General features: G+C 49.8%; 24 protein-coding genes. 20 read left to right on the top strand and 4 right to left on the bottom strand.

Annotated elements, in window-relative coordinates:
- Positions 1–5 precede the first annotated feature (5 nt).
- From ssb to KNQ09_RS14425, 16 genes are all read left to right on the top strand, one after another.
- Positions 6–524 (top strand): single-stranded DNA-binding protein, encoded by a 519-nt coding sequence (gene ssb / locus KNQ09_RS14500; RefSeq protein ID WP_023469850.1) that lies wholly within the window; start codon positions 6–8, stop codon positions 522–524.
- Positions 525–568: 44 nt separating this feature from the next.
- A complete protein-coding gene (rpsR, locus tag KNQ09_RS14495) occupies positions 569–799 on the top strand; it encodes a 30S ribosomal protein S18 (protein WP_023469849.1) in 231 nt (76 codons plus the stop codon).
- A gap of 134 nt (positions 800–933) precedes the next feature.
- Positions 934–2919 (top strand): DHH family phosphoesterase, encoded by a 1986-nt coding sequence (locus KNQ09_RS14490; protein WP_214858879.1) that lies wholly within the window; start codon positions 934–936, stop codon positions 2917–2919.
- Positions 2916–3359 (top strand): 50S ribosomal protein L9, encoded by a 444-nt coding sequence (gene rplI / locus KNQ09_RS14485; RefSeq protein ID WP_023469847.1) that lies wholly within the window; start codon positions 2916–2918, stop codon positions 3357–3359. The genes KNQ09_RS14490 and rplI overlap by 4 nt, the downstream gene beginning before the upstream one ends.
- Before the next feature lie 19 nt (positions 3360–3378).
- Complete coding sequence (dnaB, locus tag KNQ09_RS14480; RefSeq protein ID WP_023469846.1) at positions 3379–4731, top strand: replicative DNA helicase; 1353 nt, start codon at positions 3379–3381, stop codon at positions 4729–4731.
- Between the two features lie 211 nt (positions 4732–4942).
- A complete protein-coding gene (locus KNQ09_RS14475; RefSeq protein ID WP_029343020.1) occupies positions 4943–6235 on the top strand; it encodes an adenylosuccinate synthase in 1293 nt (430 codons plus the stop codon).
- Positions 6236–6675: 440 nt separating this feature from the next.
- Positions 6676–7383, top strand: a complete 708-nt coding sequence (gene yycF / locus KNQ09_RS14470; RefSeq protein WP_023469844.1) for a response regulator YycF — start codon at positions 6676–6678, stop codon at positions 7381–7383.
- A gap of 2 nt (positions 7384–7385) precedes the next feature.
- Positions 7386–9236 (top strand): cell wall metabolism sensor histidine kinase WalK, encoded by a 1851-nt coding sequence (gene walK / locus KNQ09_RS14465; protein WP_029343019.1) that lies wholly within the window; start codon positions 7386–7388, stop codon positions 9234–9236.
- Positions 9233–10549 carry a two-component system activity regulator YycH gene (gene yycH, locus KNQ09_RS14460; protein WP_023469842.1) on the top strand — a complete coding sequence of 439 codons (1317 nt, stop codon included), beginning with the start codon at positions 9233–9235 and terminating at the stop codon, positions 10547–10549. Before walK ends, yycH begins: the two co-directional genes overlap by 4 nt.
- A gap of 6 nt (positions 10550–10555) precedes the next feature.
- Positions 10556–11392 carry a two-component system regulatory protein YycI gene (locus KNQ09_RS14455; RefSeq protein WP_023469841.1) on the top strand — a complete coding sequence of 279 codons (837 nt, stop codon included), beginning with the start codon at positions 10556–10558 and terminating at the stop codon, positions 11390–11392.
- A 10-nt stretch (positions 11393–11402) separates the two neighbouring features.
- Positions 11403–12194 (top strand): MBL fold metallo-hydrolase, encoded by a 792-nt coding sequence (locus tag KNQ09_RS14450; RefSeq protein ID WP_023469840.1) that lies wholly within the window; start codon positions 11403–11405, stop codon positions 12192–12194.
- A 106-nt stretch (positions 12195–12300) separates the two neighbouring features.
- Positions 12301–13590 carry a S1C family serine protease gene (locus KNQ09_RS14445; RefSeq protein ID WP_214858878.1) on the top strand — a complete coding sequence of 430 codons (1290 nt, stop codon included), beginning with the start codon at positions 12301–12303 and terminating at the stop codon, positions 13588–13590.
- A 145-nt stretch (positions 13591–13735) separates the two neighbouring features.
- Positions 13736–13897, top strand: coding sequence for a CxxH/CxxC protein (locus KNQ09_RS14440; protein WP_023469838.1), 162 nt, complete (start codon positions 13736–13738; stop codon positions 13895–13897).
- A gap of 72 nt (positions 13898–13969) precedes the next feature.
- The gene (gene rlmH, locus KNQ09_RS14435) at positions 13970–14449 is read left to right on the top strand and encodes a 23S rRNA (pseudouridine(1915)-N(3))-methyltransferase RlmH (RefSeq protein ID WP_023469837.1); all 480 of its coding nucleotides are present in this window, start codon (positions 13970–13972) and stop codon (positions 14447–14449) included.
- Positions 14450–14566: 117 nt separating this feature from the next.
- Complete coding sequence (locus KNQ09_RS14430; RefSeq protein WP_214858877.1) at positions 14567–15325, top strand: hypothetical protein; 759 nt, start codon at positions 14567–14569, stop codon at positions 15323–15325.
- A 25-nt stretch (positions 15326–15350) separates the two neighbouring features.
- The gene (locus tag KNQ09_RS14425) at positions 15351–15827 is read left to right on the top strand and encodes a GNAT family N-acetyltransferase (RefSeq protein ID WP_214858876.1); all 477 of its coding nucleotides are present in this window, start codon (positions 15351–15353) and stop codon (positions 15825–15827) included.
- A 1-nt stretch (position 15828) separates the two neighbouring features.
- On the opposite strand, the gene KNQ09_RS14420 is transcribed toward KNQ09_RS14425, so the two are convergent.
- The 4 genes from KNQ09_RS14420 to KNQ09_RS14405 all read right to left on the bottom strand — a co-directional run bounded on the left by KNQ09_RS14420 (position 15829) and on the right by KNQ09_RS14405 (position 17412).
- Positions 15829–16203: a hypothetical protein gene (locus KNQ09_RS14420; RefSeq protein WP_214858875.1), complete on the bottom strand. Its 375-nt coding sequence runs from the start codon at positions 16201–16203 to the stop codon at positions 15829–15831.
- A gap of 24 nt (positions 16204–16227) precedes the next feature.
- The gene (locus tag KNQ09_RS14415; RefSeq protein WP_214858874.1) at positions 16228–16380 is read right to left on the bottom strand and encodes a hypothetical protein; all 153 of its coding nucleotides are present in this window, start codon (positions 16378–16380) and stop codon (positions 16228–16230) included.
- A gap of 156 nt (positions 16381–16536) precedes the next feature.
- On the bottom strand, positions 16537–16776 hold the full coding sequence (locus tag KNQ09_RS14410) for a hypothetical protein (RefSeq protein WP_047394930.1): 240 nt from the start codon (positions 16774–16776) through the stop codon (positions 16537–16539).
- Between the two features lie 15 nt (positions 16777–16791).
- Complete coding sequence (locus KNQ09_RS14405; RefSeq protein WP_029343013.1) at positions 16792–17412, bottom strand: HNH endonuclease family protein; 621 nt, start codon at positions 17410–17412, stop codon at positions 16792–16794.
- Positions 17413–17604: 192 nt separating this feature from the next.
- Here KNQ09_RS14405 and KNQ09_RS14400 point away from each other — a divergent pair, with 192 nt between their 5' ends.
- The 4 genes from KNQ09_RS14400 to KNQ09_RS14385 all read left to right on the top strand — a co-directional run bounded on the left by KNQ09_RS14400 (position 17605) and on the right by KNQ09_RS14385 (position 23105).
- Positions 17605–17802: a hypothetical protein gene (locus KNQ09_RS14400; RefSeq protein ID WP_023469832.1), complete on the top strand. Its 198-nt coding sequence runs from the start codon at positions 17605–17607 to the stop codon at positions 17800–17802.
- Positions 17803–17884: 82 nt separating this feature from the next.
- Positions 17885–19072: a DUF4317 domain-containing protein gene (locus tag KNQ09_RS14395; protein WP_035395462.1), complete on the top strand. Its 1188-nt coding sequence runs from the start codon at positions 17885–17887 to the stop codon at positions 19070–19072.
- 177 nt (positions 19073–19249) lie between these two features.
- Positions 19250–20329, top strand: a complete 1080-nt coding sequence (locus KNQ09_RS14390) for an alpha/beta hydrolase (protein WP_251138216.1) — start codon at positions 19250–19252, stop codon at positions 20327–20329.
- 16 nt (positions 20330–20345) lie between these two features.
- Positions 20346–23105 (top strand): glycoside hydrolase family 3 protein, encoded by a 2760-nt coding sequence (locus tag KNQ09_RS14385; protein WP_214858873.1) that lies wholly within the window; start codon positions 20346–20348, stop codon positions 23103–23105.
- The last annotated feature ends 4 nt before the right edge of the window (positions 23106–23109 follow it).

Here is a 23109-nt window from a genome sequence, read left to right as displayed (position 1 = left end):
TTCTGATGATTAACCGCGTCGTTTTAGTCGGTCGGTTAACTCGTGACCCGGAAATGCGTTATACGCAGAGCGGGATTGCGGTAACGCGATTCACACTCGCATGTGACCGTCCTTTCACAGGGCAAGATGGGAAGCGAGAAGCTGATTTCATCGATTGCGTCGTTTGGCGCAAGCAAGCAGAGAACGTTGCTCAGTATTTGAAGAAGGGTAGTCTTGCTGGTGTAGAGGGTCGCCTCCAGATTAGCAGCTACGACGATAAAGAAGGGCAACGCCGTTATCGTGCGGAAGTCGTCGCTGATAGCGTCCGCTTCCTTGAGTCACGTAACGCGAGCCGTTCTTCGGATGGTAGCGAAGGCTACGCTTCATCTACTGGTGGAAACGGGAATGCTGCAGGATGGGGTTCACAGCAACAGCAGAACAACTCTTCCTCGCCAGCACCCGCTTCATCGAATTCGGGCTTCGGCGCTGATCCGTTCAGCGGCGGTAGTTCGATCGACCTTTCAGACGACGATCTCCCGTTCTAAGGAAATCGTCCTGAAAAATCCAAGTTAAAAAGGAGGTTAATCACATGGCACGTCGTCCAGGTGGAAAACGTCGTCGTAAAGTATGTTACTTCACGTCGAACCACATCACTCATATCGATTATAAAGACGTAGAACTTCTCAAACGTTTCATTTCGGAACGCGGTAAGATTCTTCCACGTCGTGTGACTGGTACTTCAGCGAAATACCAACGTCCACTTACAATCGCAATCAAACGCGCACGTCAAATGGCTTTAATCCCATACGTGGCTGACTGATTTCGTAGCACCATCCTCATACGTGAGGATGGTGCTTTTTTTCGCTTCCCTTTCATCCCCTCCTGCTTTTCGGTTATAATAAACAAGTTACTAAAAATTTAAATGAACCCTATAGAGCATATAAGGAGGACACGATGGAGTCAGGTCAACAAGTATCACCGGAACGAGAACGACGCATCGTTCGCTTCATTCCGTATCTATTAATCGTCGGTCTGCTTCTCGTCGTCGCTGTACGTGAACCGATCATCTCCGCTATCGGAGCCGTCGTGACTGCCCTCCTCTTCGGATTGCACCTATTCGAAGAACGCCGTGCACGCAGGGCATGGGAGGCGTATGTCGCCGGAATCTCGATGCAAGTCGAGGAGACGGGACAAGATGCGTTGACGAACATGCCAATCGGGATTTTGTTATACGATGAGGAAACCCTCGTCACCTGGTTCAATGATCCGATGCGGGACATCTTTGATGATGTAGCGATGGGACAGACGCTCAATGAGCTCGATCCCTTATTCATCGAGATGGTCGCGACGAACGAGGACCAAGCGACGCTTGAAATCGGTGATGCCGTATATCGCGTCTTTTCAAATCATGAGAACCGGACGTTCTATCTGTTCGATATGACAGAAGAAGCACAAGTCGAACAACAACTCGTCGATAATCAGACGGTCATCGGCGTCATCTATCTTGATAACTACGATGAGATGACACAAGGTATCGAAGATCAGTTGCGCAGTGAGTTGAACAGCCGAGTTACGCAACTGTTGAATCACTGGGCAGCCGAACACGGAACGTATATCAAACGAACCGCATCTGATCGATACTTCATCGTCACGACAGAAGAGAATCTACGGATTCTTGAACGATCGAAGTTCACGATTCTTGATATCGTGCGCGAAGAGACGAGTCAGCGTGGTGTCCAGTTGACGTTATCGATCGGAATTGGTTGCGGTAGTGATCCGATTCCTTCGCTTGGTCTGATGGCTCAATCGAGTCTCGATCTCGCGCTAGGACGGGGAGGCGACCAAGTCGTCATCAAACGCGACGGGAAAGTCCGCTTCTATGGTGGCAAGACGAACCCGACAGAAAAACGGACACGTGTCCGGGCACGGGTCATTGCCAACTCGCTTCGTGATTTAATGCAGGAATCAAGCCGTGTCCTGATCATGGGGCATAAGAATCCGGATATGGATGCACTCGGATCAGCGATCGGCATTTTGAAGCTTGCGGAAATGAACGATAAGGAAGCGCATATCGTTTTACCGCCAGAAGAAATCGGTCGGGGGATTCGCCGGATGATGGACGAGATCGCTGAAGTACCACAACTCGAGACACGGTTCGTCAATGCGTTTCAAGCCGATCAGTTGATTGACGATCAGACGTTACTCGTCGTCGTCGATACCCACAAACCGTCGCTCGTCGTCGTACCGACGTTACTCGATCGATTCGAGCATATGGTCGTGATTGATCATCACCGGCGCGGGGAGGATTTCATCGAAGATGCGGTCCTCGTTTATCTCGAGCCTTACGCATCGTCGACGTCAGAACTCGTCACCGAGTTAATCGAGTACCAGCCGACGAATCAGAAGCTATCGATGCTTGAGGCGACGGCGTTACTTGCCGGAATCATCGTCGATACGAAAGGCTTTGCGCTTCGGACCGGCTCGCGGACGTTCGATGCTGCATCTTACTTGCGTTCACAAGGTGCTGACACGGTGCTCGTGCAAGAGTTCCTCAGTCAGGATCTTGAGACGTACGTTGAGCAGTCACATATCCTCGAGCGGTCCGAGGTCTATACGAAAGGGATGGCGATTGCGACAGCGGAACCTGGCGTCATTCACGATCAAGTCTTGATCGCACAAGCGGCCGATCAATTGTTGTCGCTTCAAGGCATCCGTGCTGCCTTCGTCATCGCGGAACTTCAAGACGGACGGACAGCGATCAGTGCCCGTTCACTCGGAGAAGTCAACGTCCAGTTGATCATGGAGACGCTCGGAGGCGGCGGTCACTTGACGAACGCGGCGACACAGATGTCAGAATCGGTCGTCACGGTCGCGGATGAGTTGCGTAAAGCGATCGATCAATATCTAGAAGATGAGACAAAAGGAGAGGAATCAGAATGAAGGTTATTTTCTTACAAGATGTAAAAGGACAAGGTAAAGCAGGAGACGTTAAAGACGTGGCCGATGCTTATGCAAATAACGTACTCTTCAAGAAAAAGTTGGCGCGTCCTGCGACGACTGGCAACTTGAAGCAACATGAAGCACATGAACGTAAAGCAGCAGAAGAAGCGAAACAGAACTTGCTTGACGCACAAGCGTTAAAAGAGAAAATCGAAAAAGAGACGATCGTCGTCTCGACAAAAGCCGGTGAAGGCGGTCGTGTCTTCGGTTCTGTCACAAGCAAACAGATCGCGGAAGCACTCAAGAGCATGGGTTACAAAATCGACAAACGTAAAATCGAGCTCGAGCACCCAATCAAGGCACTCGGCTTTACGAAGGTACCATTGAAGCTACACAACGAAGTGACAGCGACGCTGAACGTTCAGGTCAAAGAGGCGTGAGTAGAAAAGGGGAACGGTGATGAGTGAAGTCATGCAAAATATGCCTCCCCAAAGTATCGAGGCAGAACAAGCCGTCCTAGGGGCGATCATGATTGATGCGGATCGTTTGATCAGTGCATCAGAACGTCTGTTACCGCAGGACTTTTACCGTGCCTCTCACCAACGGATCTTCGAAGCGATGCTCGTGCTGTCCGACCGAGGCGAAGCGATCGACCTCGTCACGGTCACAGCCGAGCTCAGTACGCTTGGTATCCTAGATGAGATCGGTGGTCTACCGTATCTAGCGGAACTAGCGGAAGGGGTACCGACCGCAGCCAACATTAATTACTACGTCAACGTCGTTGACCAGAAGTCGACGCTTCGGCGTCTCATTCGGACGGCTGGTGAGATCGTCACTGACGGGTACGAACGGCAAAATGAGGTCGATGTCCTGCTGAATGAGGCAGAACGGAAGATTCTCGAAGTATCACAAGGAAAAGGGAGCGCAAGCTTCATCCCGATCTCGGACGTCTTGACGAGTGCCTATGCAACGATTGATAAATTGCATAAGCAAAGCGGCGAGACGACGGGGATTCCGACCGGTTTCCAGGATCTCGATAAAATGACGGCCGGCTTCCAGCGTAACGATCTAATCATCGTCGCAGCACGTCCATCGGTCGGGAAGACGGCGTTTGCCTTGAACATCTCGCAAAACGTCGCGACACGCGCTGACGAGAACGTCGCCATCTTTAGTCTTGAGATGGGTGCCGAACAGCTCGTCATGCGGATGCTCTGTGCCGAAGGAAACGTCGATGCGCAGCGTCTGCGGACTGGTCAACTCGAGGAAGAGGACTGGGGCAAGTTATCGCTTGCGATGAGTAACCTGTCTCAAGCCGGCATCTACATCGACGATACACCAGGTATTCGGGTTAACGATATCCGGGCGAAGTGCCGTCGTTTGAAGCAGGAGCACGGTCTTGGGATGATCATGATCGATTACTTGCAGCTGATTCAAGGGAATGGTCGCTCCAGCGACAACCGTCAACAAGAGGTCTCGGAAATTTCCCGTTCCTTGAAATCACTCGCGCGTGAACTCGAAGTCCCCGTCATCGCCTTATCGCAGCTCTCCCGTGGGGTTGAGAGCCGTCAAGATAAGCGACCGATGATGTCGGATATCCGGGAATCGGGAGCAATCGAGCAAGATGCCGATATCGTCGCCTTCTTGTATCGTGACGATTACTACAATAAAGAAACGGAAGATGCGAATACGATTGAGATCATCATCGCAAAACAGCGGAATGGTCCAACCGGTACCGTCAAGCTCGCCTTCCGAAAAGAATTCAACAAGTTCGTGGATCTCGAGCCAAGCAACTCGTACGCGCCACCAGCTTAATCCAAGCTACGTTTTGTCTTCGATCAATCGGAGATAAAACGTAGCTTTTTTTATTTTCACCTAAAGATTCTCAGTTTGTTCACCAAAAACGATAATTAAACGAACGAAAGAGAATTGTAACAATTAATTGTTCGGTATTTGGTTGACTTCTCTTTTTTATCGCGTTACACTTAGTCGTGGTTTTGAATCGTACGTGGAGGTGGATGATAAGATGTCATCAGTAGTAGTAGTCGGAACACAGTGGGGCGACGAAGGAAAAGGGAAAATCACCGATTTTCTTTCGAAACAAGCCGACGTCGTAGCACGTTATCAAGGTGGAGACAATGCAGGACATACGATCGTATTCAATAACGAGACGTACAAATTGCACTTGATCCCATCAGGTATTTTTTACTCGGATAAGAAATGTGTCATCGGGAACGGTCTCGTCGTCAACCCGAAATCACTCGTCAAGGAATTGAAGTATCTGCACGATCGTGGTGTCTCAACGGATAACTTGTTAATTTCGAATCGGGCGCATGTCATCTTGCCGTATCATCAGTTGCAGGATCAGTTAGAAGAAGAAGCGAAGGGCGACGCAAAAGTCGGAACGACGCTAAAAGGAATCGGACCGTGCTACATGGATAAAGCCGCACGAATCGGAATCCGGATGGCAGACTTACTCGACAAAGAAACGTTCGCTGAGAAGTTGAAGATCGTTCTCGACCAAAAGAACCGGATGTTCACGAAGATGTATGACGCTGAACCAATCGCGTTCGACGATATCTTCGAAGAGTACTATGCGTATGGACAAGAATTCGCGAAATACGTCTGCGATACATCGGTCGTCGTCAACGATAGCCTCGACCATGGTGAAAAAGTGTTGTTCGAAGGCGCACAAGGTGTCTTACTCGACCTTGACCACGGAACGTACCCGTTCGTTACATCGTCGAACGCATCAGCTGGTGGTGTCGCATCGGGTGTCGGTGTTGGTCCAGCTCGGATCGATCACGTCGTTGGTGTCTGTAAAGCGTACACGTCACGAGTCGGTGACGGTCCGTTCCCAACGGAATTGTTTGATGACATCGGGCATCAGATCCGTGAAGTCGGTCGTGAATACGGAACGACGACAGGACGTCCGCGTCGTGTTGGTTGGTTCGACTCGGTCGTTGTTCGCCACTCGCGCCGTACAAGTGGGTTGACGGATCTTTCGCTCAACTCAATCGACGTTCTGACAGGACTCGACACGTTGAAGATCTGTACATCATACGAATTCAACGGAAAACAGATCGATGAGTACCCAGCAAGCTTCCGTGATCTCGAAGCATGTGTTCCAGTTTACGAAGAACTTCCAGGCTGGAAAGAGGACATCACAGGTGTCCGTCGCTTTGAAGATCTACCGTTGAACGCACAGAACTACGTTAAGCGGATTGCGGATCTCACAGGTATCTCACTCGTCACGTTCTCGGTCGGACCGGGTCGTGAACAGACAGTCGTCTTGCGTGATCTCTACGAAGAAGCATAAGTCTCAACAGGACTGACTTAAAAAAGAATGACGCGTCTTTTCACGCCCTTTCCTCAGGCGAGACACAAGCCAGTTTTCCTGCTTCATTTAAGCAGGAAAGCGGGTCTTGTTCGTCTCTGACAGCGCATCAATGCGCTTTTCCTGTAGGAGTGGCGTGTGACGCGTCATTCTTTTTGCTACGGAATAGGGATGGCAGATCATCATTCTGCCATCCCTATCTTTGTCGAGACTGACTTTTGAGTCAGCACCGTTTTTGTGCGAAATGGTTCACAAACGGAAGCAAAAACAGGTATACTAAATACAGTGTTTCACGTGGAACCTCTCTCGTGAGACGACGAACAGCAGAGAGAGTGGCGCCGGGAGTTTCCGTCGCCACCTTTCTATATGCCGAAAAAACAGGTAAAATAGATTGAATAGAAATTTTTAAGGGGGCACACCCAGTGACGGAACGCAAAATTCTAGTCGTCGATGACGAGTTACCGATTGCAGATATACTCAAGTTTAAATTAGAAAAAGAAGGCTACCAGGTCGCGATCGCAAATGACGGCGTGGAGGCATTAGAAAAATTCGAGGAGTTCAAACCGGATTTGATGTTGCTCGACATCATGCTCCCGTTAATGGACGGGATGGAGGTCTGCCGGGAAGTCCGGAAGACGTCGAAGATTCCAATCATCATGTTGACAGCGAAGGATTCCGAGATCGATACGGTACTTGGTCTTGAGCTTGGCGCGAACGATTACGTGACGAAGCCATTTAGCTCGCGCGAGTTACTTGCCCGCGTGAAAGTCCACTTACGCAACACGAGTCCGGAAGCTACACCACAACCGGTTGGACCAGGTCCACTCAAAGTCGGAGAACTGTATATCGATACGAATTCGCATACGGTGACACGTAAGGATCAAAAGATCGAGCTGACGCAGCGTGAGTTCGAATTGTTGCACTACCTCGCGAAAAACATCGGTCAAGTCATGACACGTGAGCATTTGTTGCAAACGGTCTGGGGCTATGACTACTTCGGTGACGTCCGGACAGTCGACGTAACGGTGCGTCGTCTCCGTGAGAAAGTCGAAGATAACCCAAGTACGCCAGTTTACATCATGACGCGTCGTGGTGTCGGCTATTATCTCCAAGACGGGGAGAATGAATAACGATGTTAAAAGGAACGAACTTCTTTAAATCCATCCAATGGAAACTCGTCGTCATCTATGCCTTATTGATTTTAGTGGCGATGCAGGTCATTGGCGTCTATTTCGTTCGTTCCCTTGAAAAGCAGTACATTACGAACTTCTCGAAGTCGGTCGAGGACCGAGCAGGTCTTGTCGCCTATAACGTCGGGAAGGAATTCGATAAAACAGGCGATGATGACGCCTCCAAGCGGCAGTTGTCCCAATCACTAGGGCAACTGCTGTCTGAGTTTAGTAATGGCTCCACCTCAAGGAACGACATCCTCGAAGTTCAGATCATTGACCAGGACTCGATCATCCAGGCAACATCGGATAACGAGAACCAATCAGCAGTCGGACAACGGGCGACGAATTCACTGATTAAAAAAGCGCAGGCAACGAGCTCGACCCGGACAGACACCGTGCTTGATCCGGAATCAGAGGATAAGATCCGGATCTTTGCCGTACCGGTTACCTCGGAACGAGACGGCGTAACGACCGGTATGATTTATGTTCGCGCTTCGATGGAGTCAATCTATTCGCAGATGCAACAGGTTACGCGGATTCTTGCGACCGGAACGGTCATCGCCCTCGTCATCACGTCAATTCTCGGTGTGTTGCTGTCGCGGACGATCACGCGTCCGATTTCCGATATGCGGCGTCAAGCGATCGAGATGCGACGCGGGAACTTCTCGCGGAAGGTTAAGGTCTATTCGGACGATGAGATCGGGCAACTCGCCCGTTCCTTCAACGAATTGACGGATGAGCTACTCGAAGCGAACGCGACGACGGAAGCTGAACGACGGAAGTTGACGAGCGTCCTTGAGAACATGACCGATGGCGTCATCGCGACGGATCGAACACTGCGCGTCATCTTGATGAACGATCAAGCGAAGGATATCGTCGGTGCGGACGATGCGAGCGTCGTCGGAACGAACTTGAAGGACTTACTGGCACTCGGTGACGATTTCATGATTCCGGAAGATGGTACGATGCCACCGCGTCTGCTTGATTTCAGTAGTGAGGACGAATTGTTCCTCGTCCGGGCATTCTTCTCGCCCGTCAAGAAACACAGTGGTCCGATTACCGGGATGATCGTCGTCCTGCATGACGTCACGGAACAGGAGCAAGTCGAACAGGATCGTCGCGAATTCGTCGCGAACGTCAGTCACGAGCTCCGGACACCGCTGACGACGATGCGCAGCTATCTCGAAGCCTTGGCAGAAGGAGCGTATCAGGACGAGGAACTCGCACCGCGTTTCCTTGAGACGACACAAAACGAGACGGAGCGGATGATCCGCCTCGTCACCGATCTTTTACAGCTGTCGAAGATGGACAGTAAGGAATACAAGATGAACAAGGTCCGTTTCGATTACATTCAGTTCCTGAATGAGATTCTCGATCGCCATGACATGACGAAGCCGGAACGGATTCGTTTCCGTCGTAAGATCATGAAGCGGAAAGTCTATATCCGTGGGGATCAGGATAAATTGATTCAGGTCGCAGACAACATCCTGACGAACGCAATCAAGTACTCACCGGAAGGCGGAACGATCACCGTCCGGACGATGCTCCGGGCAAAACGGATCGTCATCAGCATCAAGGATGAAGGTGTCGGAATCCCGAAAGCGAATCTCCAAAAAATCTTCGAACGCTTCTATCGTGTCGATAAAGCCCGTGCCCGTAAAATCGGCGGCACCGGTCTTGGTCTGTCGATCGCAAAAGACGTCGTTTCGGCACATGGTGGCGACATCTGGGCAGAAAGTGAATGGGGACGCGGCACGACGATTTACTTCACGCTTCCGTATGAGGTGATCGAAGAGGTGGATGCCGGATGAAGAAACAACACTGGAGTTCGCTGTTACTCGTCCTGCTTGTCGCCGGTTCGATCGCTCAGACAGCGATGCTCTGGACCTATCATCCAAGCAGTGAATCAATCGAGCGGGAACAGGTCTCGTTCAACGAGATCGATGCCTCAAAGACGATTGAAAGCAACCAACTGATCAACCCGGAACTACTCGTCTATTCGGATCAGGAAGGGATCTATCAGACACAAATCATCGGTCGGACCTTCCTTAACCGAATCGGTGCGTCGTTTAACATCGGTGTCCTCGTCTTGACGGATAAAGCGAACAACATCCCGGTCGGTGACCGGAGTGTCGAGATGATCTTCCCGACACCGATCAGTGCGACGATTCTTGAAGAGTTACTCGGAGAAAAACAGATCGCCTTCTCGGAACCGATCAAACGACTCTATTTACTCGATTATGATGGACCAATCCTCCGTCTCGAGTCGGCGACCGGTCGCCTGAAGGACTTCAAGCTCGTCGGCGATGAGACGGTTCTGAAGCGACTGTTCGCGCATGATAAGAAAAAACCGATGACACGCGTCGAACTCAAAGGTGGCGATTACACGTATGTCGCGAGCGGTACGACGCGACTAGAGCAAGTCTTCGTCTATGACGAGGTCGGACAATCGCCAAAACCACTCGATCGCATTCGGAGTGCCTTTTTCGCCGAGAACTCGAACGTCCAGCAAATCAAGAGTCGGGATGATCTCGACGTCTTGACGGACGGTGTCAGCGTTTCGACGTATGACCGAAACTATAATGTGTATCGTTTCAATACATTATCGCCGAATACCCAAAGCTCGACTGTCGATTACAGCACGCTCGTTAGCTATGTCAACATTCATGGGGGCTGGCTCGATCAAGATACCCAACGCAGTGGCTTCCGGTATTACTTTGATCAGATGAGTAAAAAGAGTGAGGAACAGACGGCGACGTTCCGGTTGTACTTGAACCGGTATCCGGTATTTGGGGAAAGTGGTCCACTACTTGAACAGACGAAGTTCGATCTCGCGACACTCAAGATCATGTATGAGGAGAACCAAGTCCGGTCGCTCAGCCGTAGCATGCTCCGAGCGAAGCGGAAGCTCATCCTTCGGGAAGAGACGGTGCCAGCCGTTGAAACGGTTCTCGAACGTCTGAGCCGTGCTGATCTCTTAAAAGAGATCAGTGGAATCCGGATTGGATATGAGATGACGTATAAGATTTCAACGAGCCGCTATGCCGTCTTTGAGCCGACGTGGTTCATCAAAATCGACGGCGTCTGGCAATCGATCAATCAAGCTGTCGGGAATGAGGGGTGAGGATGAATGGACTGGAGTAAAGCGAAGACCTTATTGATGCTGACCTTTTTGATCCTGAACGTCTACCTTGCCATTCAATTGATGGACCGGATGGTCGAACCGCGGATCGTCGCGACGAGTGCGACCGGTAAATCGATCTTGAAGGATCGTCAAATCGATGAGAAAAAACTACAACCGGTTACGCGAGACATCGGCTATTTAACAGCCGAAGTCGATGCGCGGACGCTAGCGCCACTCGCGAGTTCACCGATTCGTGACGCGGTCGCTTCCGTCAAGAACGATGTCGAGTGGTCGGTCCGGTTGACGAAACCGTATCGACTCGATGCGAAGACGATGCGAGATTCTGCTTCATCGTTCGTTCAAGCATCAGTTCGATATGGTGCCGAATATACATTTTGGAAGTATGATAGTAAGTATCAGGAGATGACATTCGTTCAGACGTATAAGGGACAGCCGCTCTATTCGACACCACAGCAGTCGCGTGAGGACGATGCGATGATCGGACCGTCCCTGCTCGTCTTGCAGCTCAACGATGCGAAGGAAATCGTCAGCTACAAACAACGCCACTTGAACAAGGTCGTCCGGCAAGCGCAGGACGTGACGTTGTTATCGGCAAGTGAAGCAATCGTCCAGTTGTCGGAGCAAGGCTTGTTCCCGGCATCGAAGCGGTTGACGAGTCATAAGCTCGGTTATTTCTGTCTCGTCACGGAAGGCACGGAATCGGTTCAAATCCTGCCGCCGACGTGGCAAATCGAGCTCGACAATGAAGAAGTCTACTTCGTCAATGCGATTGACGGCGGTGTCCAGACCGTCGAACGATTGGATACAGTCTCAGAGAAATGAGGAATGCACGATGAGCCTACACTACAGCGTCATGGCCAGTGGCTCGACGGGGAACGCCCTCTATATCGAAAGTGAACAGACCCGCTTGCTCGTCGACGCGGGACTGACCGGCAAGGCGATGCTCGCCTTGTTCGACCAGATCGACCGGTCGCCGCATGGCATCGATGGTCTGTTCGTCACCCATGAACACTCCGACCATATCAAAGGCGTCGGCATCATGGCACGGAAGTACAACATCCCGCTCTATGCGAATGAAAAGACGTGGGCAGCGATGGAAGCGAAGATCGGTAAGATTGATCCGGCGCTGAAGTTTCTCTGGGAAGTCGGAGAGGTCAAGCAGTTCGGTGACATCGAAGTCGAATCATTCAACGTCAGTCACGATGCAGCGGATCCGATGTTCTTCCAGTTCGCGCATGAAGGAAAACGGTTGGCACACATCACGGATACCGGATACGTCTCGGACCGGATGAAAGGTGTCATTCGGGGCGCTGATGCCTATATCTTCGAAGCGAACCATGATATCGGTATGCTCCAGATGGGACATTACCCGTGGAGCGTCAAACGACGGATCCTCGGGGATTACGGACACGTCTCGAACGAGGACGCCGCAATCGCGATGAGCGAGGTCCTGGATGACCGGACAAAACGGATTCACATGGCCCACTTGAGCAAGGACAACAATATGAAGGAACTTGCCCGGATGAGTGTCTCCCAGACGCTCGCGAGCCGTGACGTCGATCTGAGTAAGATTCAGCTTCTCGACACGGATCCGGTCATTCCGACACCACTTCTAAAGCTTTGATTATGGGAAATTACTGAATATGCTCAAAAGACCCCCACATTTGGCTCACTTGCCACGTGATGGGGGTATACTTGTGTAAAGAGAGTCATAAAGGAGGCGTATGTCGATGGATCGACCCGAAGAACCACGGAACGAATCCGAACGATACGAACAGTCATCCGATGAGAGCGGCTTCCCGCCCCGTCAACCGGCAACGAGCGAACCGGTCAGCCCTTATCGTGAACCATATGAAGAACAACCAGAACCACCGCGTCGTCGTGGTGCCGGAAAAGCCTTTTTCGTCGGTCTGATCGGCGGAATCGTCGGAGCCTTGTTGATTGCTCTCGTCGCATGGCCGTTCGTCCGCGATGAGATGACGAGTCCGACTCCGGTTTCGCCAACGACAGCGGAACAGACCGCGACACAGACGACAGAGGATGAAGCCGACATCGTCGGTGCGGTTGGTAAGACGAAGGAAGCCGTCGTGAGCGTGACGAACCTTCAGAGCTCGTTCCAAGGAACCGATCAGGAAACGGGTGCGGGGTCCGGCGTCATCTATAAAAAAGACGGCAATAAAGCTTACGTCGTTACGAACTACCACGTCGTTGAAGGGGCGAACCGCTTGTCTGTCACGTTATCCGACGGAACAGCACTCGAGGCAAAAGTCCTCGGGGAAGATCCGACGTACGATTTAGCGGTCTTGTCGATTGATTCATCGAAAGTGACACAAGTCGCAAAACTGGGGGATTCGGATACGTTACGTGCCGGTGAAACGGTGCTTGCGATCGGAAATCCACTCGGAATCTTCGCGAACTCCGTCACGCGCGGTGTCATCAGTGCGCAGGAACGGACGGTTCCCGTCGATACGAACAAGGATGGACAGCAAGACTTCAATACGGAAGTCATCCAAACGGATGCAGCGATCAACCCGGGGAACTCCGGTGGAGCGCTCATCAACACAGCTGGTCAATTGATCGGGATCAACTCGATGAAGATCGCGGAAGCAAGTGTCGAAGGCGTCGGGTTTGCGATTCCGATCAACGAAGCGTTACCAATCATGCGTGATCTTGAGCAAAATGGTGAAGTCGTTCGTCCACAGCTCGGGATTCAGATTCGTGACGTGCAGGAATTCCCAAGCGGATATCGCGAAGATCGTCTGAAATTACCGAATGATGTCACGAAAGGAATCGTCGTCGTCGGTCTGACACGTAACAGCGGAGCCGAAAAAGCGGGTATGAAGGCAAACGATGTCATCGTTGAGATCAACGGAAAAGCGATCGCATCGTTCGCCGATCTAAAAAGTGTCCTCTACCGGGATGCAAAAGTCGGTGAAACGGTCAAAGTCACGTTCTATCGGGGCGGTGAAAAACAGACAGCAGATGTAAAGTTGTCGGCTCAGTCGCCAACCGTTCAGTAAGGCATCACTTGAAAAACCATCCACAGGTCCGACCTGTGGATGGTTTTTTTGAGTGAGGAAACCTGCGGCTTTTCCGGTCAGGAAGATCAATATTTGTTATACTGGAAGCGGATAAATGTGGATAAGTGAAAGGAGGAGACCACCTGTGGATAAGTACGTCTGTTTAGAACATGTCGAGCTCGCACTTGACGAAATCGTAGATGAAACAGAACAATACCCGATTCTCGATCAGCTAAATCCAGAAAAAAACATCACCTGTGAATACTGTGACGCACCGGCAACATATCTTGTGTCAAGCAAAAAATAAATATCAACATGTGGATTTGTGGATAACTCTGTGGATAACTCCTGAATTTTCTGTCAGAAAGCGAGAAATAAGATGCAAATTACCATCATTACGGTCGGAAAGCTAAAAGAGAAGTATTTGAAGCAAGGGATCGCCGAATATACGAAGCGTCTCGGCGCCTACTGTTCGATCCAAGAAATCGAGGTCGCAGACGAAAAGGCACCGGAGCAGTTGAGTGAAGCGGAGATGGCGCAAGTGAAGAAAAAAGAGGGTGAACGGATTTTAGCGAAGATCGGACCCGACGTTCACGTCCTCGCACTTGCTATTGAAGGAAAACAACGGACGAGCGAACAGTTCGCAAAAGAACTCGATCAACTCGCGACATACGGCAAGAGCAAGATTGCTTTCGTCATCGGCGGATCACTCGGTCTTGCACCAGAAGTGATGCAGCGTGCGAATGATACAATCTCGTTTTCAAAGATGACATTCCCGCATCAATTGATGAAGATGATCCTCTGTGAACAGATTTATCGGGCGTACCGAATTAATCGGAATGAGCCCTATCATAAGTAAACGTATAAATATCATTCTAAAGCGTCAAAGCACATCCTAAATGTCTTTGATGCTTTTTTTATAAGTCAATATTTCGATTAATAAAAAGGACATGAAAATCATGGAGGTGGAGAATAGATGGGAGCTTGGGGAGTAGCGATATTGTCTGATGACATAGCAGAAGATATTAGCTTTAGATATAAGGATTTATTAGGCGACAACTTTACGAATGAAGAAGCAACGAAAGTTGTTATTGAAGAATACCTAGATGAGATAGACGATGAAGAAATTACAGCTTTTTGGTTATCTTTTGCCTTAATACAATGGAAATTAGGAAGACTTCAAGATGAAGTGAAAATTGAGGCATTGCGTATCATTGATAGTGGTGTTGACCTTGATCGTTGGGAAGAAGATCCTAAATTGAAAAAGAAACGCGAAGTCATCCTTTATAAATTGAAGGAGAAACTTAACTCTCCTCAGCCACAAGCCAAAAAAGTACCAAAGAGATTCATAGCTGAAACAAATTTAAAGACCGGTGATGCGATCAGTTATCAGTTACCATCAGGTGATTTCATGATTCTTAAGGTTATCGAAATCATTGAACAATGGACGAAGGATCGATATCCTCTTTTTGAAATATGTGATTGGATAGGGAAAGAAATTCCTTCAAAAGATCAAATCGATCTGTTAGATTTCAGGATAGAAATGCAAGCAGATGGAGAGTTATTATTTGATAAAGTAGCTGTTTATCCTGCAGGAAAAAGAGACGATCCAGCTAAACGTATAAAAGTGATAGCAGAGAATGTCTCTATAAAATTAGAGGCGGGAACTCCATATACGCTATTAACGTGGAAAGACTTAGATGAATATTTAACTTGGAATCGTTACATAGAATAAATATTAAAAATGAATGGAGGATATAATGATTATTCAGGTCATTGAAGAGGAAACACATAGTCAGGTTAAAGCCTTTTTTACCAAGCACTGGGGCAGTTCACAAATGGTAACATCGACAGGTGTTCATGATTGTAGTCTCTTAGATGGATTTTATGCCATAAACGATGATCATGAAATCATTGGACTGATTACCTATCATATGACTTCACAGACGTGCGAAATCATTTCGCTGGATAGTCTTGAGGAAGGAAAAGGAATCGGCTCACGGTTGATGCAAGTGGTAGAAGAAAGGGCAGCACAGCAACAATGCGACTTGCTGACACTTGTTACGACGAATGATAATAAGCATGCGATACGTTTCTATCAACATCGGGGATATACAATATCGCAGGTGATTCCGAATGCCGTGGACCTTGCACGCAAAATAAAACCGGAAATCCCGTTATACAATGAAAAGGGAGTTCCGATTAAAGACGAAATCGTCTTGATAAAACATTTATGAGTTACTTATTCGTTGTTGATGATAGAACTTCTAAATAATCTTTCTCACTCTTGAATTGATCATTCACAATCAAATCTGGTGAAATCAAATAGGTTCCGGCATATTCACCGTGCTTAATTTTGAAATAGCATGTCTTCGGTGCAAGTAGACTTTTCGATCGATGAATCTGCTCTCGTGATAGTTGCGTCCAATCTGATTGATCTTGTGAATTAGCGAAAGAGACAATAATCGATTGGTCCGCTTGAATCAACAGTACAAGATCGTTGTCTTGTAAACGCGATGGATTGACGTGGGCTAGGATCGGGTCGGCAGACTTAGCGATAAAACCGCCAATAGTAGCGTGCGACTGCTGTTCCTTTATGAACTGTTGAATCATAGTTATCCCCCTGACGACCATAGATTACTCCGACTTTTCTTTCGTGATGATACCGATACCGCAACCAAACAGCATGATGATACCGGTAACGAGTAACGCAGGCACGTGACTTTCTAGTGCAATGTAGAGACCTGCACCACTTAAGATGACACCGGTTGGGATCAAAACGTTTCGCATGAGCTATACCCCCTAAACAGATGATGACGTTGTTCTCACTATACCGGATAGAACATCAGATAAAGTGCATGATTTAGTAAATAATGACAATCTGATTTTGAATATACAGAACGAAAATAGACGCCGCCCATTAACTTGGACAGCGTCTGTTTTTCATTATGTTCGCTCTAGTATATTGACGAGCATCTGATGGATGACGTCATGATCCCGGACGTCATGGACACGATAACTTCCGGGTAACGTATAGACGTCTATTGCTCCGACATAAGCAATCTTTAGTTCCAACGTCCCGTCCTCCTGACAGGTCGTCCGGAGTTCGAGTTCACCGCTGATGACACCGACTTCTTGCGTCATGACACCATGTGTGGCGGTAAAGGTAGAGGTTTTCGTTTCCATCGAATCGACTCCTTTTTAGTATGTACATGTGTTCAACATCGTTTGTAAGGCGGTTTTTTCACTCGACTGTAAGCTGAGGTTCCAGCGGCTCTTCGTATTGATCCACATCTTCGAGTAAGCGCAGCTCGCACCTGCCCGTGTCGGCTTCCATGTCGACGGATCCTGGTCCCCTTTTGAACGGTTCGAGCTTGCGGAGACAGCGATCAATTGCGGACCTGTCAAATCGTTTGCGAATGCTTGACGTGTCGTCGTCGTCCAACTGCTTGCTCCTGAGCGCCATGCTTCCGCAAGCGGTACGACATGATCGATGTCGAGGTCAGACGGATTCGTGAATGTCAGTCCGTCATAGTAACTATACCAAGAACCAGATGTAACGGGGCACGATCCGACATATGAATCAGCGTCACGTTTTAAGACGACTTGTCGTGTATCACAGCCGCCTCCTTGACTGCTCCAGTGCGGGAACAAATCACGCGAATAACCGGTCATGCTGCCTTCTGTTTTAACCGTTAAGGCATCGAGTTGAGACTGGGCCGTCGCTTTCGACGAGATACCCGACGGTAATGCGGAAACAGACGTCGTATCGAATTGGAAAGCGGTCAGGCAGACGAGCGTAGTGATGACGATGGACTTGATGGCTTTGAACACGTGTCATTCCTCCTATGTATGAGACGAGATGATGTGAAGACACCCTTCACAATTTTTAGTATGGCATCACTTATTTAGGAGAAAATAAATATCGTGTAAATGTTATTAAAATAAAATTTTTGTCATTATATAAAAGGGTCTGATGTTAGGATTTAGGTGGAGAAGAAAGGGGACTACATAATGAACGAACGAATCAGAGGATGGTTGATCGTGTTCGGCGTATTTTTAGTCGTAAGTGGCACGTTGACGGAAGCGCAACGTTATTTCAACACAAAAGAACTAGATAATTGCATCGCGCAAGCTCGCGCTGCCCACCAAGAATATGAATATGAGATCGTTAATCCTGTCACACGCGCGTATTCATTCCGTGCGCATTGATTTTCTAAAAGATGTCTGGTCATCTCGCATATGGTACGCTTTTCAGGAAGCAGGATTTTAATGATTCGAGGAGCTGGTATGCATGAATAAAAAAGACATCGCCGACATCCGTCGTCACTTCAAGATGGATGCCGATTTACTAAAAATCCATGAAATCTACAACGTCTATATCCGAAAAGAGACGAGCGAAATCTATCATGAGGAAGCCCGACCGTTTCCATTGCTTGATCCGGAACAACAGGAGCTGTTCCTCGCGAACTTCAAGAAAGTATTAGGTGGAAAACTCGACGTCAAGCTGTTCGAGGTCAAGTTCACGCATCCGGAAGAAGGAGAGACGGGTCATACGCAGCAGCTCCTTTATGAAGGACTGTATGCGGAAGAGCCGGAGGACTGGGTCGAGCAGATGCAGACGATGGCGTTGAAGATGGTCCAAGACGTTCAGTACGAGAATGACCTCGTCGTCACGTTTATTCGCGGGCAATACTATAAAACAACGAAGCGCCAAGCGGATGAGACGGAGATCGATCCAAATGACGATGTCTATACGACACCGTTCATCCTCGGTAGCCTTAACTTGACGGAGTTACCAAAACAATCGCTCGTCTTTGATTTCGTTGAACGGGAATTCAAGTCGAACTTATTCATCAATCCGGTCATCAAACTGGCGTCGCCGATCGGTGGATTCCTCTTCCCGACTTTCACCGACAATGCAGCAGACGTCAATCATGTCTTGTATGCGGCGGGCAAGCCGAATAAACCGGATTTTGGCTTCCTTGAAAACGTCTTGAACGGTCAACCGATCGTCACGGCAGATGAGGATAAAGCGATCTTCGAGGAGATCGTCAAATCAGTCGTCGGTGAATCGATGGATACGAAGACGTTAGCCGGTGTCTATGAAAACATCAACCAGTTGATCGTCGTCGAAGAGGATCAGGATGAGGAAGAAGTACCGATGCTTGACGTCCAGGAAGTCGAGCGTGTCCTCAAGGCGAGTGGTGTCGAAGACGTCAGCACAGAACAAGTCGAACGGGCGTTCAAGACGGTCGTCGACGATCCGACATACGAGATGAAGGCGAGTAACATCGTCCCGAACTATGAAGCGAAATCGATTAAAATCAATACGAAGGTTGCGAACATCGCGATCAGTCCGCAAGACTTGAAGTACGTCAAACAAGTCAACTACCAAGGGAAACGCTGCCTGTTGATCGAAGTCGAGGAAGACACGGTCATCGATGGCTTTACGATTGTTTCGCAAGAACAATTACGATGAGGATCAGCGCAGGCGACTGCGCTGATTTTTTTTAGATGAAACATTTGCTTCTCCTGTCAAAGACAGGTATATTGTGATGTAAGCGGTCTCTTTTTTGAAAAAGAGGCATTCGAAATTTTTTTAACCATTATCGAAAGCGCTTTCGGTAACGGTTTAACCAGAAAGGAAGCGATCCATTTGTCTACCGCATCGATGCAAGATTTGCTACGAACGTTACGAAATTGTTCATCGATTCATCAAGACGGACTTGAAATCGTCGATAAGCCAATTCCTGACGTTTCGACTCCGGGAACACTTGATCCGCGTGTCCGTGAGGTCGTCCTCACGCAGCGTCCATCGGTCTCGATTCCAGAAGGGGCGTCGCCAGTCGAACTGGCGCGTGCCGGCATGGGATGGGACAACGAAGACGTGTCGACACGGCAGATTTCAACGGACGTCCTCGCGATCCCAAGACCCGGTACCACGATCGAAGCACGGCTGTATCGTCCGGAAGCGGCACGTCCGCTCCCGCTCGTCGTCTATTTCCATGGAGGTGGTTTTTTCGGTGGTACGCTCGAGACTGTCGAGAATCCATGTAAGGCATTAGCCGATAAAGCGAACGTCGCCGTCTTGTCAGTCGGCTACCGATTAGCACCCGAGCATCCGTTTCCAACAGGACTTGAGGATTGTCATGCAGCGATCGATTGGGCAGTCGAACACGCTGATCGACTTGGGATTGATCCAGGCGCAATCGCTGTCGCCGGTGATAGTGCCGGTGGAAACTTAGCGACGGTCTGTTGTTTGCTCGACCGCGAGCGTCCGATACCGTATATCCGCTATCAAGTCTTGTATTATCCGGTCGTCAATGTCGGTGAACATCCGAATTCGGAATATGACTGGACGCTTGAAGCGTATGACCGACAAACGGAACCGCAGTTACTCGAACGGATCATTTTGTCGCTTCAAGATGAAGAGGGTGTCCTCGAGCAGTGGTACGTTCAAGCAAGTGATTCGACCGATCGACGGATTTCACCGTTGTTCGCGACGCTCGATGATCTACCAGAGGCACTCGTCATTACAGGAGAGTTTGATTACTTACGTCTTGAAGGGGAAGCGTATGCGAAAAAGCTCGCACGCGCTGGCGTCAAGACCCGTTATCTCCACTACCGCGGGATGGAACATGCCTTTCTTGATAAACTCGGTCTGTATCCGCAAGCCGAAGACAGCTTAGACGAAATCGCGAAGGACTTAAAACGACTCTTTTCTCAAACTAACTAATAAAGGTGGATGACGTATGACATACACACTCGATTGGCAAGCCTATACAAAACTCGCACGACAAACCGTCGCGGAAGGGGCGGTCCTCTTACAAAATGATGGTGTGCTCCCGTTGCAACCCGCATCGACGGTCGCTGTCTTCGGACGTAATCAGTTCAACTACTATAAAAGCGGTACGGGATCAGGCGGAATGGTCAACGTCACGAACGTCGTCAGTCCGCTCGACATGCTGCGCGAAGACGTAACGCTGAACGCAGACGTCCTTAAGGCATACGAGAACTGGCTTGAAGACCATCCGTTTGACCAAGGCGAAGGTTGGGCAGCCGAGCCGTGGTCGCAAGAAGAGATGCCGCTTGACGCGACACTCGTTCAGCAAGCAGCGCTTGACTCCGATGTTGCCTTGATCATGATCGGTCGTACGGCTGGGGAAGACCGCGACAATACAGCGGATCCAGGGAGTTATTTTTTAACGGAGACGGAACAGGAGATGCTCCGACTCGTGACGACACACTTCAAACAAACTGTCGTCGTCTTGAACGTCGGGAATATCATCGATATGCGCTGGGTCGAAGAGACGGCGCCAAGTGCTGTCCTCTACGCGTGGCAAGGAGGGATGGAAGGCGGAACTGGGCTGAGTGATCTCTTGCTCGGCCGCGTCTCGCCGTCTGGAAAACTACCGGATACGATCGTCCGTTCACTCGATGATTATCCGTCGACACCATACTTCGGTCATGCCGATCGTGCGTTGTATCAAGAAGACATCTATGTCGGGTACCGTTACTTCGAGACGTTCGCACCGGAAGTGGTCTTGTATCCGTTCGGGTATGGATTATCGTATACGTCGTTCGACCTGACGACAGACGTGACGACGTCAGCTGATGCTTGGACGATTACGGCGACGGTGACGAATACCGGGCAGACGAGTGGGAAGGAAGTCGTACAAGGATACCTCGAGAAACCACAGGGACAACTCGGGAACCCGACGCGTCAACTTGTTACGTTCGGAAAGACAGAAGAACTCGCACCAGGTGAGCAAGAATCTCTCACACTCGTCGTACCGTTCGCCTCATTTGCGAGTTATGACGATAGTGGCGTCACCGGGCATAAATCGTCTTATGTCATAGAACCTGGCACGTATCAGCTCTATCTCGGAACGGACGTCAGGTCGGCGGTTCCAGTCGCAAGCCATTCCGTCGAGAGGCTTGACGTCACGGATGTCTTAACGGAGAACATGGCACCGGTGACGGCGTTTGAACGCATCAAACCGCAAGCGACCGAAACAGGATATACGGTAACGTATGAAGCGACACCACTGCGGACGATCGATCCGGAACAACGTCGTCAACAGGAGCGTCCCGTTGACCGGACGCAGACGGAAGATGCCGGTTGGAAATTACGCGACGTCAAAGAAGAACGTGTCACGCTCGAGACGTTCCTCGATCAATTAACGGATGCGGATCTCGCGGCAATCGTCCGGGGGGAAGGGATGAACTCACCGCGCGTCACACCGGGAACGGCGGGCGCCTTCGGTGGCGTGACGACAGAACTCGAAGCACTTGGCATTCCAGCAGGCTGCTGCGCGGATGGTCCGTCCGGAATCCGGATGGACATCGGGACGAAAGCCTTCTCGTTACCGAATGGAACGTTGCTGGCTTCGACGTTTAATACGACGTTGATTGCCGATCTATTTGAGATGACAGGTCTTGAGTTACGGAAGAACGAGATTGATACGTTGCTTGGACCAGGGATGAACCTTCACCGTCATCCACTCAACGGACGGAACTTCGAGTATTTCTCGGAGGATTCGTATCTGACTGGAAAAATGGCCGTGGCACAGCTCGACGGGATGCACCGGGTTGGTGTGACGGGAACATTGAAGCACTTCAGTGCCAACAACCAAGAGTTCCACCGGCATGATCTGGATTCGATCGTATCAGAACGGGCGTTACGTGAGTTGTACCTGAAAGGGTTCGAGATGGCAGTCAAGGAAGGGAAAGCATACTCGATCATGACAACGTACGGTGCCGTCAATGGGATTTGGACTGCCGGCTTATACGATCAGAACACACGCATCTTGCGCGATGAGTGGGGCTTTGACGGAATCGTCATGACCGACTGGTGGGCGAAAATCAATGCGGAAGGTTTGGAAGCAAACCGTCAACAAACGGCGACAATGGTACGTTCGCAAAACGATCTCTACATGGTCGTCGGCGAACCAAGAACGAATCCGTTCGAGGATGATACGTTGACGGCTCTCGCTGATGGGACACTTCGACGTTCCGAGTTACTGCGAAGTGCCGCGAACATCTGTCAATTCCTATTGCGTTCACCGGTCATGGACCGTGTGATGGGAACGGCGTCATCCGTCGAGGTCCTCGGGGCACCAGTCGAAGAAGAGGCACTTGAAGATCAAGCGGTCTCGCACCAACGGCTCGTCAGTGGGGATGCCTTCCCGTTAACGGACGTCACGACGACGACAGGAAGCAGTCATGTCTTCGCTGTCACGGCGGAAGAGACAGGGATGTATCAGGTCACGTTGACGGCACGTTCGAATGCTGGTGAACTGGCGCAGATGCCAGTGACATTGTTTGCGAACAACATGCCGGTCGCAACCTTCACCTTCAACGGAACGAACGGCGAGTGGGTCAGTCAGACGAAGGACGTCTTCGTCTTCAACCCACACAACTATCTGAAACTCTACTTTGCACTCGGTGGTCTCGAGTTAAAAGAGTTGACGTTTACGCTTGCGGAATCGTTTCATATGAAGAACGGCTGATTAG

Source organism: Exiguobacterium sp. s191, from assembly GCF_018618955.1.
Classification (GTDB): Bacteria; Bacillota; Bacilli; order Exiguobacteriales; family Exiguobacteriaceae; genus Exiguobacterium_A; species Exiguobacterium_A abrahamii.
Note: the sequence above shows the minus strand (reverse complement) of the source record. Positions and strands in the feature narration are given on the sequence as shown.